We start from the raw sequence: 12,908 nt of genomic DNA on the forward strand, positions 1-12,908 counted from the left end.
TCCTCCGTCATTGCGAGCGAAGCGAAGCAATCCATCTCTCCGATTCCTGATACATGGATTGCTTCGTCGCTTCGCGCCTCGCAATGACGGCGGTAGTCGGCCAGATTGGAATAAAATTAGATCATTCCGGTTACCGTTGGAATCATTTACCAATATTCCGTCTCATCCCGCATTGCTTTGGAATCTTCCTCGCCATCTCCAGCGCTACGCTGCGTTCTTTCCTGGGGAACGCCGTCCATGCCGATCTCCTCCATCGTGACAGACCTTCCGCGCGCCGCCACGCCGGCGGAGACCGCGCTGACGCGCCGGGTCGACCTGACAACGCTTCGCCTGTTCGTCGCGGTCTGCGACGAACAGAACCTCACCCGCGCCGCGCAGCGCGAGGGGATCGCGGCGTCGGCGGTGTCGAAGCGGATGAACGATTTCGAGCTGGCGTTCGGCGTTACGCTGTTCAAGCGGCTCGCCAAGGGCATGGCGCTGACGCCGGCGGGCGAGGCGCTGCTGCACCACGCCCGGGTGACGCTGCTCAATGTCGAGAAGATCGCGGTCGAGCTGTCGGAATATTCGCAAGGCGTGCGCGGCCATGTCCGCATGCTCGCCAATCTCTCGGCGATCGTGCAATACCTGCCCGAGGATCTCTCCGCCTTCTTCGCCGCGCATGAATTGCTCCGCGTCGATCTGCAGGAGCGGCCGAGCGGGCAGGTGGTGCGCGGCATCGAGGAGGGCGCGGCCGAGATCGGCATCTGCTCGGCCGAGGCCGACAGCCGCGCGCTCGAGGCCTTCCATTATCGCTACGACAATCTGGTGGTGGTGATGCGCGCCGACCATCGGCTGGCCGGCCGCGAGACATTGCTGTTCACCGAGACGCTCGATTTCGACCATATCGGCTTGCACACCGCGAGCTCGATCTATCTGCGCTCGCAATATGCGGCGACGCAAGCCGGCAAGGCGATGCGGCTGCGCATCAATGTGCCCGGCTTCGATGCGGTCTGCCGCATGGTGCAGGCCAATATGGGACTCGGGCTGATCCCCGGCCGCGCCTTCGAGGTGGTCGGCGCCGGGATGGGCCTTCGCGCGATCCCGCTGCGCGACGATTGGGGACGGCGCGAGCTGAAGATCGTGGTCCGCGACACCGCGCATCTGTCGGCAACCAGCCGTCTGATGCTGGACTATCTGCGGGCGGCGGAGGCGGGGAGCGTGGCGCGGATAGGCGTGGCGCAGGTGCGCTGAGCCGGATATTGCACCAGCCTCACGATCTCCCTGCAGAATCTTCATGCAGCCGGGGCCTTCCGGTTGCCGCTTCGCGGGTTAGGTAGTGGTACGATTCACTGTAGCGGAGTGCCGGCGCGCATGAATCGTGACGCCATTGGCCGTCCAGTGCATGCATTCGGGACGCTACACAGGGCAGGAGTGCGATGATGGCGGACACGATTTCCGGCATTCGAATCCCGGACAGCAAGATCGCGCGGGAGGCCGCCGAGTTGGTGCGGCAATATGAGACCGAGATGTTGTTCAATCACTCGGTCCGCGTGTTTGTGTTCGGCGCGCTCAAGGGCGCCAGGCAAAATCTGAAGTTCGACGCTGAACTGCTTTATGTTGCCGCGCTGTTTCATGATCTCGGCCTTGTCGATCATTTTCATACCGAGACCAAACGGTTTGAAGTCGACGGCGCCGATGCGGCGCGCAAATTTCTCAGGAGCCACGGCATCGCCGAGCCCAAAGCGGACCTGGTGTGGGAGGCGATCGCCTTGCACACCACGCCCGGCATTCCGCAATACATGCGGCCTGAAATCGCGCTCACCAATGCAGGCGTATTGGTCGATGCCGTCGGCGTCGGATACGATGACTATACCGCCGAGCAGCGCGACGGCGTCCTTGCCGCGTTTCCCCGCGGCGATTTCAAGAACGAGTTCATCGAGGTTCAGACCTGCTCGGCCCTGAAGAAGCCGCAGACCACGTTCGGCACTGTCAATTTCGACTTCGTCGCGGAGCGCGATCCCACATTTCACAGGCCGAACGCCTGCACCCGGATCCGCAACACGCCGTGGCCGAGCTGAGTGGGGCGGCGGACGTTAGAGCGTTTTCGAGCGAAGTGGACGCCGGTTCGCGTGAAGAAAACGCGTCAAAACAAGAATCTAGCTAGAGCTTCGGTTCTGATTCAATCAGAACCGATGCTCTATCCGCCGTCGAGCGCGGCGAGGCGGTCGGCTTCCGCGATGTCCTCGACGGTGTTGGCATTGAAGAACGGATTCAGCGGCTCGGTCGGCCACTCGACCGTTGCGAGCGGATAGCGCGCGGTCCAGCGGTCGATCTTGCGCACGTCCTCGACGACAAGCGCCTTGCGCAACTCGTTCCGCAAGCGGACGCTCCAGAGACCGATGACGGGATGCGTCTGCCCGCCGGATGAAGCGACCGCGAGCTCGGCATTCACGGCCGCGCGCGCTTGCTCCAGGCGCGTGACGAGGTCGCGCGGCAGAAACGGACAGTCGCCCGCGGCGCTCAGCACCCATTGCGCATCCGGCCGGTTGGCGGCGGTCCAGTCGAGCGCGGCCAGGATGCCGGCGAGCGGACCGGGATAGTCGGCGACATCGTCGGCGACGACCGGAAGGCCGAACGCGGCGAAGCGCGCCGGGTCGCCATTGGCGTTGATGATCAGCCCACTGCATTGCGGAGCGAGACGGTCGATCACCCGCTGCAGAATGGTGCGGCCCGCGATCTTGCGCATCGGCTTGTCGCCGCCGCCCATCCGGCGCGCGAGGCCGCCGGCGAGCAGCACGCCCGGGATGCCGGACCCCGGAATGTCAGTCATTGTCGGTCTCGCCCTTGCGCTTGTGACGCATCGATTCCTCTTCGACATAGTCGAGGTTCTGGTCGTAGACGATCCGCTCCTTACCGGACAGCGCGATGAAGCGCTTGCCGCGGGCGCGCCCGACCAGCGTCAATCCGACCTGCCGCGCCAGATCGACGCCCCACGCCGTGAATCCGGAGCGGGAGACCAGGATCGGGATCCCCATCCGCACCGTCTTGATCACCATCTCCGAGGTCAGCCGCCCGGTGGTGTAGAGAATCTTGTCGGCGGGATCGACATTGTGCCGATAGATCCAGCCCGCGATCTTGTCGACGGCATTATGCCGGCCGACGTCCTCGGTGTAGCACACCGGCGTCGCCTCCTTGCACAGCACGCAGCCGTGAATGGCGCCGGCTTCCAGATAGAGCGAGGGCATCGTGTTGATGGTGTGCGTCATCCGGTAGAGCCAGGAGGTCCGCAATTCGGCTTTCGGCAGCGCCACCTTCTCGACGGCTTCGAGCAGGTCGCCGAACGCCGTGCCCTGGGCGCAGCCCGAGGTCTGCGTGCGCTTCTTCAGCTTGGCCTCGAAATTGGTGTGGTGCGCGGTACGCACGACGACGACCTCGAGATCGTCGTCATATTCGACCTCGGTGACGACGTCGTCGTATTTGAGCATGTTCTGGTTCAAGAGGTAGCCGAGCGCGAGGTATTCGGGGTAGTCGTTGATCGTCATCATCGTGACGATCTCCTGCGCGTTGAGGTACAGCGTCAGCGGCCGCTCGACCGGCACCTTGATCTCGGTCCGCGTGCCGGTCTGATCGACGCCGACCACGCGCTCCGTCAGGCGTGGATCGTCCGGATCAGGAACAATGATGGGAGCTGTGGTTTTCTCGGGCACTGCTTGACGTCCAGATGGGTTCACATGGCATCGCAGCTGGGGATATAAGCACGTTCGGAGACTGACTGGCGACTCTCCGCCGCGTCGCGGGAACTGCCATCGATCGGTCCGGCTTTAACGATAACGCCGCAGTTCGCGATCCGGGTCGAACAAATCTTGTCGATGGCGAGGACTGAGGGAGATCATGGCGCAGCTTTCGGACGACTGCTTCGCGTTCGGCGGACCGATGATGTCGGTCGACGAAGCCGTCGCGATCATCGCCGCGCGGGTCAAGCCTGTCGGCGAGACCGAAGCCGTTGCCCTGGTGGATGCGGACGGACGCATCCTGGCCGGCGACATTGTCGCGCCGCTTGCGCTGCCGCCGTTCAAGAATTCCGCCGTCGACGGCTACGCGGTATCCGGCGCGGACCTGCCGGCGAGCGGCGAGCGCGCGTTTCCCGTTGCCGGACGGGTGCAGGCGGGCGCGTCGGCGCAGCCGGCGCAGGCGGGCCAAGCGGTGCGGATCTTCACCGGCGCGCCGATGCCCGATGGCACCGACACCGTGTTCATGCAGGAAGACGTGCGGATCGACGATTCCGGGCGTGTGATCCTGCCGTCCGGCCTCAAGGTCGGCGCCAATGTGCGCCCCAGCGGCGAAGACATTCCGCGCGGCCACGTCGCGCTGGCGGCGGGCCGGCGGCTGCGGCCGCAGGATATCGCGGTCGCCGCCGCCTTCGGACTCACCACGCTCGATGTGGTGCGGCGGCTTCGCGTCGGGGTGTTCTCGACCGGCGATGAACTGGCTGCGCCCGGCAGCGCGCGCGCCGAAGCGCAACTGTTCGATTCCAACCGCTTCATGCTGATGGCGATGTTGCGGCGGCTCGGTTGCGAGGTCGGCGATCTCGGCATCCTGCGCGACGAGCGGGCCGAGCTCGCCGCGGCGCTCAAGCAGGTCGCGCGGCGCTACGACCTGATCCTGACCACCGGCGGGGTCTCGACCGGCGAAGAGGACCACGTCAGGGCCGGCATCGAGCAGGCGGGCTCGCTGGTGCTGTGGCGGATGGCGATCAAGCCCGGCCGCCCGGTGGCGATGGGAATCATCGACGGCACCCCGCTGATCGGCCTGCCCGGCAATCCGGTGGCGAGTTTCGTCACCTTCGTTCATGTCGTGCGGCCGACCGTGCTGGCGCTATCGGGCGCTGTGCCGTCCCCCTTGCTGCCGATGCCGGTGCGGGCGGCCTTCAGCTACAAGAAGAAGAGCGGGCGGCGCGAATATGTCCGCGTCTCGCTGCGACGGGCGACGGACGGTACGCTGGAAGCGAACAAGTTTCCTCGCGAGGGAGCCGGTCTGCTGTCGTCGCTGATCGAGACCGATGGACTGGTCGAACTCGGCGAGTCGGTGGTGCGGGTTGAACCTGGCGATGCCGTCGGCTTTCTCGGCTACGCCGACCTGCTGTGAGAGCTGAAACGCGGTCGGGACCGCGCAGCGCGACCGGTGCGCGATAGCAAAATCAGATCGCCCGATAGGCAAACATAAACAATGGCCTACGCGGCAACCCGACGCTGCTAGAGGCGTTCTAAAACTGCTTGCCTCTGGCATACCAGAGAATAGAGTTCGTCGAAGCAGTGCAATTCGCGCAAAGCGTGGTTCCCAAGGCGAGGCTTCATGAGTCGAGACGACGTTCACAAGGTTCGTGCGTTCGAGCATCCCGGACAGGGCAGGAAGCGAGCGAAGGCCACGCCCAAGGGACGCCAGGTCGACCCCGTGGCCGCCCATGAGATCGAGACGCTGCTCGGCGATCGTCCGAGGCGGCGCGACCTCCTGATCGAGTATCTGCATCTGATCCAGGACAAATACCATCAGATCTCGGCGGCGCATCTTGCCGCGCTCGCCGACGAGATGAAGCTGTCATTCGCCGAAGTGTTCGAGACCGCCACCTTCTACGCGCATTTCGACATCGTGAAGGAAGGCGAGGCTGACATCGCGCCGCTCACCGTACGTGTCTGCGATTCGCTGACCTGCGCGATGCTCGGCGGCGAACAGCTGTTGAAGGATCTGCAGAACCGCGCCGGCCCCGGCATCCGCGTCGTGCGCGCACCGTGCGTCGGCCGCTGCGACACAGCGCCCGCCACCGAGGTCGGCCACAACTTCGTCGATCATGCGACCGTCACCAATGTGCTGGCGGCGGCGAGGAGCGGCGACACCCATGTGCACCTTCCGCCATATGTCGACTACGACGCCTATGTGGCGGGCGGCGGATACCAGCTGCTGGCGCGCCTGCGCTCGGGCGAGCTGCCGCGCGAAGACCTGCTGAAGGCGCTCGACGATGCGTCGCTGCGCGGCCTCGGCGGCGCCGGTTTTCCGACCGGCCGCAAGTGGCGCGCGGTGCTCGGCGAACCCGGTCCGCGCTTGATGGCGGTGAACGGCGACGAGGGCGAGCCCGGCACGTTCAAGGACCGCTATTATCTCGAGACCGATCCGCATCGCTTCCTCGAGGGCATGCTGATCGGCGCCCACGTGGTCGAGGCGCCCGAAGTCTACGTCTATATCCGCGACGAGTACCCGGCCTGCCGCGAGATACTCGCCCGCGAGATCGCGAAGCTTCCGCCGGGTGGTCCGACGCTGCATCTGCGGCGCGGCGCCGGTGCCTATATCTGCGGCGAGGAATCCTCGCTGCTGGAATCGATCGAGGGCAAGCGCGGCCTGCCGCGGCACAAGCCACCATATCCGTTCCAGGTCGGGCTGTTCGGCCTGCCGACGCTGATCAACAACATCGAGACGTTGTGGTGGGTGCGCGACATCGTCGAGAAGGGCGCCGACTGGTGGAAGAGCCACGGCCGCAACGAGCGCCACGGCCTGCGCAGCTTCTCGGTGTCGGGACGCGTCAAAAATCCCGGCGTCAAGCTCGCTCCCGCCGGCATCACGCTGCGCGAGTTGATCGACGAGTTCTGCGGTGGCATGGCCGATGGCCATACCTTGCAGGCCTATCTGCCGGGCGGTGCATCCGGCGGCATCCTGCCGGCGTCGATGGACGACATCCCGCTCGATTTCGGCACGCTGGAGAAATATGGCTGCTTCATCGGCTCCGCCGCCGTGGTCGTGCTCTCGCAGGTCGATGACGTCAGGGACGCCGCGCTGAACCTGATGAAGTTCTTCGAGGACGAGAGCTGCGGGCAATGCACGCCGTGCCGCGCCGGAACCGAGAAGGCGGCGCTGTTGATGCAGCAGCCGGTCTGGAACAAGGAACTGCTCGACCAATTGAGCCAGGCGATGCGCGATGCGTCGATCTGTGGCCTCGGTCAGGCGGCCTCCAATCCGCTGACCTCTGTGATCAAATATTTTCCGGACGGCTTTCGTCCGCAGCAAGCCGCCGAGTAGGCGCGGCCGAGCAGACGAATTTCGACGAGGATTTGAATGAGCAACAATCAGAACTCAGGCCTGACGATTCAGTTCGAGCTCGACGGCCAGCAGGTCGAGGCGCGGGCCGGCGAGACGATCTGGCAGGTCGCCAAGCGCCAGGGCACCGAGATCCCGCATCTGTGCTATTCGCCCGCGCCGGACTACAGGCCGGACGGCAACTGCCGCGCCTGCATGGTCGAAATCGAAGGCGAGCGCGTGCTGGCGGCGTCCTGCAAGCGGACGCCGACGGTCGGCATGAAGGTGAAGTCGGCCAGCCAGCGTGCCGTCGCGGCGCAGAAGATGGTGATGGAGCTGCTGGTGGCGGACCAGCCGGCGCGCGAGACTTCGCACGATCCGGACTCGAAATTCTGGCACTGGGCCGAGAAGACCGGCGTGACCGAAAGCCGCTTTCCCGCGACTGAACGCTGGCACGCCGACACCAGCCATCCGGCGATGAGGGTCAATCTCGACGCCTGCATCCAGTGCGGCCTGTGCGTGCGGGCGTGCCGCGAGGTGCAGGTCAACGACGTGATCGGCATGGCCTACCGCAACCACGACGCCAAGATCGTGTTCGACTTCGACGATCCGATGGGCGAATCGACCTGCGTCGCCTGCGGCGAGTGCGTGCAGGCCTGTCCGACCGGCGCGCTGATGCCGGCTGTCATGCTCGACGACAAGCAGACCCGCGTCACTTATCCGGACAAGAAGGTGGATTCGCTGTGCCCGTATTGCGGCGTCGGCTGCCAGGTCACCTACCAGGTCAAGGACGAGAAGGTGATCTACGCGGAAGGCCGCGATGGTCCCGCCAATCACAACCGGCTCTGCGTCAAGGGCCGCTTCGGCTTCGACTACATCCATCACCCCAATCGCCTGACCAAGCCGCTGGTGCGGCTGCCCGGTGTCAAGAAGGATGCCAACGACCAGGTCGATCCGGCCAATCCTTACACCCATTTCCGCGAGGCATCCTGGGAAGAGGCGCTCGATCTGGCCGCCGCGGGCCTGCGCAAGATCCGCGACGAGAAGGGCGCCAAGGCGCTGGCCGGCTTCGGCTCGGCCAAGGGCTCGAACGAGGAAGCCTATCTGTTCCAGAAGCTGGTGCGCACCGGCTTCGGCTCCAACAATGTCGATCACTGCACGCGGCTGTGTCACGCCTCGTCGGTGGCGGCGCTGTTCGAGGGATTGAGCTCAGGCGCGGTGTCGGCGCCGTTCGCGGCCGCGGCCGACGCCGAGGTGATCTGGGTGATCGGCGCCAATCCGACCGTGAACCATCCGGTCGCCGCCACCTACATCAAGAACGCCGCCAAGCGCGGCGCCAAGCTCTATGTGATGGACCCGCGCCGGCAGACGCTGTCGCGCCACGCCACGCAGCACCTGCAATTCAAACCGGGCAGCGACGTCGCGATGCTGAACGCGATGATCCACACGATCATCACCGAAGGCCTGACCGATGAGCAGTACATCGCCGGCTATACCGAGGGCTATGACGAGCTGAAGGCGAAGATCCAGGAGTTCACGCCGGAGCGCATGTCCCAGATCTGCGGCATTCCGGCGGAGACGCTGCGCGAGGTCGCGCGCGCCTATGCCCGCGCCAAATCGTCGATCATCTTCTGGGGCATGGGCATCAGCCAGCATGTCCACGGCACCGACAATGCGCGCTGCCTGATCGCGCTCGCGCTGATCACCGGCCAGGTCGGCCGCCCCGGCACCGGGCTGCATCCGCTGCGCGGGCAGAACAACGTGCAGGGCGCCTCCGACGCCGGCCTGATCCCGATGTTCCTTCCGGACTACCAGCCGGTCGGCCGCGACGACATGCGCGGCGCCTTCGAGAAACTCTGGGGGCAGGAGCTCGATCCGGTGCGCGGCCTGACCGTGGTCGAGATCATGAATGCGATCCACGCCGGCGAAATCCACGGCATGTATGTTGAGGGCGAGAATCCCGCGATGTCCGATCCCGACCTGCAGCACGCGCGCGAGGCGCTGGCCAAGCTCGATCATCTCGTCGTGCAGGATCTGTTCGTCACAGAGACCGCGTTCCACGCCGACGTCATCCTGCCGGCCTCGGCGTTCGCCGAAAAGTCCGGGTCCTTCACCAATACCGACCGCCGCGTGCAGCTGGCGCGCGAGGTGATCAAGCCGCCGGGCGATGCAAGGCAGGATCTCTGGATCATCCAGGAGATCGGCAAGCGGATGGGACTGCCCTGGAACTATGCGGGGCCGGGCGAGGTCTTCACCGAGATGGCCGAGTTGATGCCGTCACTGAAGAACATCAGCTGGGACCGCCTGGTGCGCGAGGGCGCGGTGACCTATCCGGTCGACGATCCCGACAAGCCCGGCAACGAGATCATCTTCACCACCGGCTTCCCGACCGAAAGCGGCCGCGGCAGGATCGTGCCGGCCAAGGTGATCCCGCCTGACGAACTGCCCGACGACGAGTACCCGATGGTGCTGTCGACCGGCCGCGTGCTCGAACATTGGCACACCGGCTCGATGACGCGCCGTGCCCAGGTGCTCGACCAGATCGAGCCCGAAGCGGTCGCGTTCATGACCCCGAAGGACATGCACAAGAAGGGACTCGCGCCCGGCGACTTCATCCGTCTCGAGACGCGCCGCGGCGCGGTCGAGGTCAAGGTGCGTGCCGACCGCGACGTGCCCGAGAACATGGTCTTCATGCCGTTCTGCTACGCGGAAGCGGCGGCCAACCTGTTGACCAACCCGGCGCTCGACCCGTTCGGCAAGATTCCGGAGTTCAAGTTCTGCGCGGTCCGCGCCGAGAAGATCGATATCCGGACCGCGGCGGAATAGCGGTCCGGGGACGAAGCGCGGAAAGCCGTCCGCCGGCTACTCGCTCGCCCGACACAGCACCGCAAGCACCGTCGATCGACATCCGCTCAGAGCGTAAAAGCGGGGCGTCGCTGCGGCGTGGACCCATGTCGCCCTTTGCCCCAAAGCGGACCTGTTTGAGAGCCCGGAAGTTGCCATTTCCACGAGAACTCGCGTATGCATGACGTGCAGGATCGCAGTGTGAGAAATTCAGATGACGATAGAGCTGAGGGGCGCGAGAGGCGAGGGATTTGCGACGATTGCCGCTGATGGGCGCGTGCTGGATTCCTGGTTTCTTCAGCTGCGCCTGGTCGCGGAGGCCGACAAGACGGCGACGGTCCCTCTCACGAAGGACGAGGTCAGCAGATCGTTGGGCGAGTCGGCGGACGGATATGCGCGACACGACGACATTCGCAATGTCGACATCGTTCCAATCCGTACAGAAATTGGCTCCCTTGCATCTGCGCCGACGGACGTGCACGACGCGTATCTTCGACTCCATCTGCTGAGCCACCGGCTCGTCCAGCCGAATTGTCTGAACCTCGAGGGTGTTTTCGGTCTCTTACCTAACGTTGCCTGGACGACCCTCGGTCCCTGTGAGTGCTCCCGTGTACCGGACGCGCGAATGGAGGCACGAAAGCGTGCCCTCGCATTCGAGGTGACAGGCGTGGATAAGTTTCCGCGCATGACCGATTATGTGACGCCAGCGGACGTGAGAATTGCTGATGCGGATCGCGTAAGGCTCGGCGCCCACTTGGCCCCGGGCACAACCGTCATGCATGAAGGCTTTTGCAATTTTAACGCGGGTACGCTCGGTCCCTGCATGGTCGAAGGCCGGATCAGCGCCGGCGTGGTTGTGGGAAGCGGCAGCGACGTTGGTGGCGGAGCGTCGATCATGGGCACTCTGTCCGGAGGAGGGAAAGAGAGGATTACAGTCGGTGAGCGCTGCCTGATCGGAGCCAACGCCGGTATCGGCATTTCATTGGGTGACGATTGTATCGTCGAAGCGGGCTGTTATGTCACGGCAGGCGCGCGCATCCTTTTGGAAGATGGCCGAGTCCTGAAAGCCAAAGAACTCTCGGGCCAGAAGGGCCTGCTTTTTCGTCGGAATTCCCAGAGCGGCGCTCTTGAGGCAACCAAGCGTACGCCAAATTGGGACGGCCTCAACGCGCAACTTCACAGCTAGTGTCCCGAATCCGAAGTTCGCATCATTTGCCGTACCTTCGGAGCGAACTTCGGATTCGATAAGGACACTAGCAAACTTATGATTCTAGTGTGCTTTATGAATGCGAAGTTCGTGAAAGTGGCTGCCGCGAAATCGCACGAACTTCGCATTCAGCACACTAGTCCCCGTCCGTCAGTGGGACGATCACCACTCGGAATGTGATCTGTTTGGCGCGATCGCTGTTCACCACCAGTATGGCCACCGCCACGCCTCATAGAGGCGCCACGACGACACCAGGGGCGGGGCGTATGGATCGACCCGGTCGTCTTCAGGGCGATATTGATATCGTGGAACAATATAATAGTCCCACGGAGTTGGCCTTATCACGGGCGTCGGGATAATGACCCTCCTTGGTTCATGAACGACTTGTGCCTTCCGCGCCCGGGCTTCAGCACCAGACGTCCCGAGGTTGCACAGCACGAGGGCCGCTCCGAGAGCGCACGCGACGGTCATTATCTTCATGCATCGGCCTCCTTTGCCTGAGAGTGCAAAAGGACTCAAATCAAGGCAAGCTAATTCGCTCTCGGCCGGCTTGAATGACCGCTTGTGGACCGTAGTCGACCTTTGCTCAGAAGGGCCGCGCGGAAGCCGGAGCCCGCACCCATGATCGATATGAGTACGCGCCCCGGTTCGGCTCTAACTCGACAAGGTCTCAGTAGTCCCAGAACACCGGCACCCAACGGAAGGCGTCACCCTCGACCGCGACATGTCCGACCGACGGGAACGGCATATGCGTGGCAACCAGCAACTCGCGGTTCGCCGCCAGTTCCCGCAACAGACTGATCCGGGCGCGGGCCGCCTCTTCGGGATCGTGTTCGAAGCCATTGTGCCATTCGGGGTGCTCGAACCCGACCGCGAACACGAGGTCACCGGCGAATGTCAGCCGGTCGCCGCCGGACGCCAGACGAACGACGCTGTGGCCGGGAGTGTGGCCGCCGCTGCGACGGACGACCACTCCGGGCGCCACCTCGTGCTCCTCGTCGAACAGCCGCAGCTGGCTCTGGTATTCCTTCCTGAACCGCTTGGCCGTCGCACGAAGCGCGTCGGGGAAACCCGGCGGCATCGAGACGCGGGAGAAATCGGGCGCCTCCCAGAACTTGACCTCGGCAGCCGCCACATGGATCCGCAGGTCCGGACGCAGCCGCTCCTTCACGCCCTCGACGAGCAGCCCGCCAACGTGGTCCATGTGCATGTGGGTCAGCACCACGTCGGTCACGGACCCAAGATCGATGCCGGCCGCCTCCAGTCGCTTGACCGTCTGCCCGGCCTTCGGCAGGTGCAGGTCCGGGTCCGACCCCAGCCCGGCGTCGACGAGGATGGTTTTCCCGCCGCTTCGCACCACGACCACGTTCAGCGCCCAGTCGAACGCGTCCGGCGGCAGGAACATGTCGTCCAGCCAGGCCGCGCGGACGGCCGGCTCGGCATTGTGCGCCAGCATCTTGGTCGGCAGCGGCAGCACCCCGTCGCTGACGACCAGCACGTCGATCTCGCCGATCTTCAGCGCGTAGCGCGATGGCACCAACTCGTTTGGCCCCGGCTGACCGGCGTGCGAGACATTGTCGAGGTTCATGCTTGCTGAGTATTGCGGATCATCTGGTTCATCGTTGAAAACTCCTGCGTTCGATCCTGATGTTCGATCCCGGCGGGCCGCATTGTTTCCGCCCGTGGATTGGACATGGTGGTGATCTAACGGATCGGGTGGGGCGCCGCCCCAGAGTGGTTGCCGTCGCTGTAGAGCGATTGCTGCCAACGCATGCGGGCCGCCGCACGCGAGCGCTGGGGACGAAACGGGAGGCAG

At 64.6% G+C, this 12,908-nt stretch carries 8 protein-coding genes and 1 pseudogene; 6 read left to right on the top strand and 3 right to left on the bottom strand.

Features of this window, described 5'->3' with window-relative positions; all coding sequences use genetic code 11:
• Positions 1-237: 237 nt before the first annotated feature.
• Both J2R76_RS39430 and J2R76_RS39435 read left to right on the top strand, forming a co-directional pair.
• Complete coding sequence (locus J2R76_RS39430; protein ID WP_057015078.1) at positions 238-1,230, top strand: LysR family transcriptional regulator; 993 nt, start codon at positions 238-240, stop codon at positions 1,228-1,230.
• Between the two features lie 188 nt (positions 1,231-1,418).
• On the top strand, positions 1,419-2,057 hold the full coding sequence (locus tag J2R76_RS39435; protein ID WP_253626136.1) for an HD domain-containing protein: 639 nt from the start codon (positions 1,419-1,421) through the stop codon (positions 2,055-2,057).
• A 119-nt stretch (positions 2,058-2,176) separates the two neighbouring features.
• Here the strand turns inward: J2R76_RS39435 and mobA are convergent, their stop codons facing one another.
• Both mobA and J2R76_RS39445 read right to left on the bottom strand, forming a co-directional pair.
• On the bottom strand, positions 2,177-2,809 hold the full coding sequence (gene mobA / locus J2R76_RS39440) for a molybdenum cofactor guanylyltransferase MobA (protein ID WP_253625890.1): 633 nt from the start codon (positions 2,807-2,809) through the stop codon (positions 2,177-2,179).
• Positions 2,802-3,686 (bottom strand): formate dehydrogenase accessory sulfurtransferase FdhD, encoded by an 885-nt coding sequence (locus J2R76_RS39445; protein ID WP_229190078.1) that lies wholly within the window; start codon positions 3,684-3,686, stop codon positions 2,802-2,804. Before J2R76_RS39445 ends, mobA begins: the two co-directional genes overlap by 8 nt.
• Before the next feature lie 184 nt (positions 3,687-3,870).
• On the opposite strand from J2R76_RS39445, the gene glp reads away from it, so the two are divergent.
• From glp to dapD, 4 genes are all read left to right on the top strand, one after another.
• A complete protein-coding gene (gene glp / locus J2R76_RS39450) occupies positions 3,871-5,124 on the top strand; it encodes a gephyrin-like molybdotransferase Glp (protein ID WP_253625891.1) in 1,254 nt (417 codons plus the stop codon).
• 207 nt (positions 5,125-5,331) lie between these two features.
• Positions 5,332-7,044 carry an NADH-ubiquinone oxidoreductase-F iron-sulfur binding region domain-containing protein gene (locus tag J2R76_RS39455; protein WP_253625892.1) on the top strand — a complete coding sequence of 571 codons (1,713 nt, stop codon included), beginning with the start codon at positions 5,332-5,334 and terminating at the stop codon, positions 7,042-7,044.
• Positions 7,045-7,080: 36 nt separating this feature from the next.
• Positions 7,081-9,867, top strand: coding sequence for a formate dehydrogenase subunit alpha (gene fdhF, locus J2R76_RS39460; protein ID WP_375166558.1), 2,787 nt, complete (start codon positions 7,081-7,083; stop codon positions 9,865-9,867).
• A gap of 232 nt (positions 9,868-10,099) precedes the next feature.
• Positions 10,100-11,071 carry a 2,3,4,5-tetrahydropyridine-2,6-dicarboxylate N-succinyltransferase gene (gene dapD / locus J2R76_RS39465; RefSeq protein ID WP_168857135.1) on the top strand — a complete coding sequence of 324 codons (972 nt, stop codon included), beginning with the start codon at positions 10,100-10,102 and terminating at the stop codon, positions 11,069-11,071.
• A 691-nt stretch (positions 11,072-11,762) separates the two neighbouring features.
• Here dapD and J2R76_RS39470 read toward each other — a convergent pair.
• Positions 11,763-12,712, bottom strand: a pseudogene (locus J2R76_RS39470) (MBL fold metallo-hydrolase).
• Between the last annotated feature and the right edge of the window lie 196 nt (positions 12,713-12,908).

This window comes from Bradyrhizobium sp. USDA 4532 (assembly GCF_024171315.1).
Classification (GTDB): Bacteria; Pseudomonadota; Alphaproteobacteria; order Rhizobiales; family Xanthobacteraceae; genus Bradyrhizobium; species Bradyrhizobium australafricanum.

Bases quoted from the DNA above. Each gene is read 5' to 3' on its own strand.
- J2R76_RS39430 (WP_057015078.1), top strand. From the start codon at position 238: ATGCCGATCTCCTCCATCGTGACAGACCTTCCGCGCGCCGCCACGCCG.
- J2R76_RS39435 (WP_253626136.1), top strand. From the start codon at position 1,419: ATGGCGGACACGATTTCCGGCATTCGAATCCCGGACAGCAAGATCGCG.
- mobA (WP_253625890.1), bottom strand. From the start codon at position 2,809: ATGACTGACATTCCGGGGTCCGGCATCCCGGGCGTGCTGCTCGCCGGC.
- glp (WP_253625891.1), top strand. From the start codon at position 3,871: ATGGCGCAGCTTTCGGACGACTGCTTCGCGTTCGGCGGACCGATGATG.
- J2R76_RS39455 (WP_253625892.1), top strand. From the start codon at position 5,332: ATGAGTCGAGACGACGTTCACAAGGTTCGTGCGTTCGAGCATCCCGGA.
- fdhF (WP_375166558.1), top strand. From the start codon at position 7,081: ATGAGCAACAATCAGAACTCAGGCCTGACGATTCAGTTCGAGCTCGAC.
- dapD (WP_168857135.1), top strand. From the start codon at position 10,100: ATGACGATAGAGCTGAGGGGCGCGAGAGGCGAGGGATTTGCGACGATT.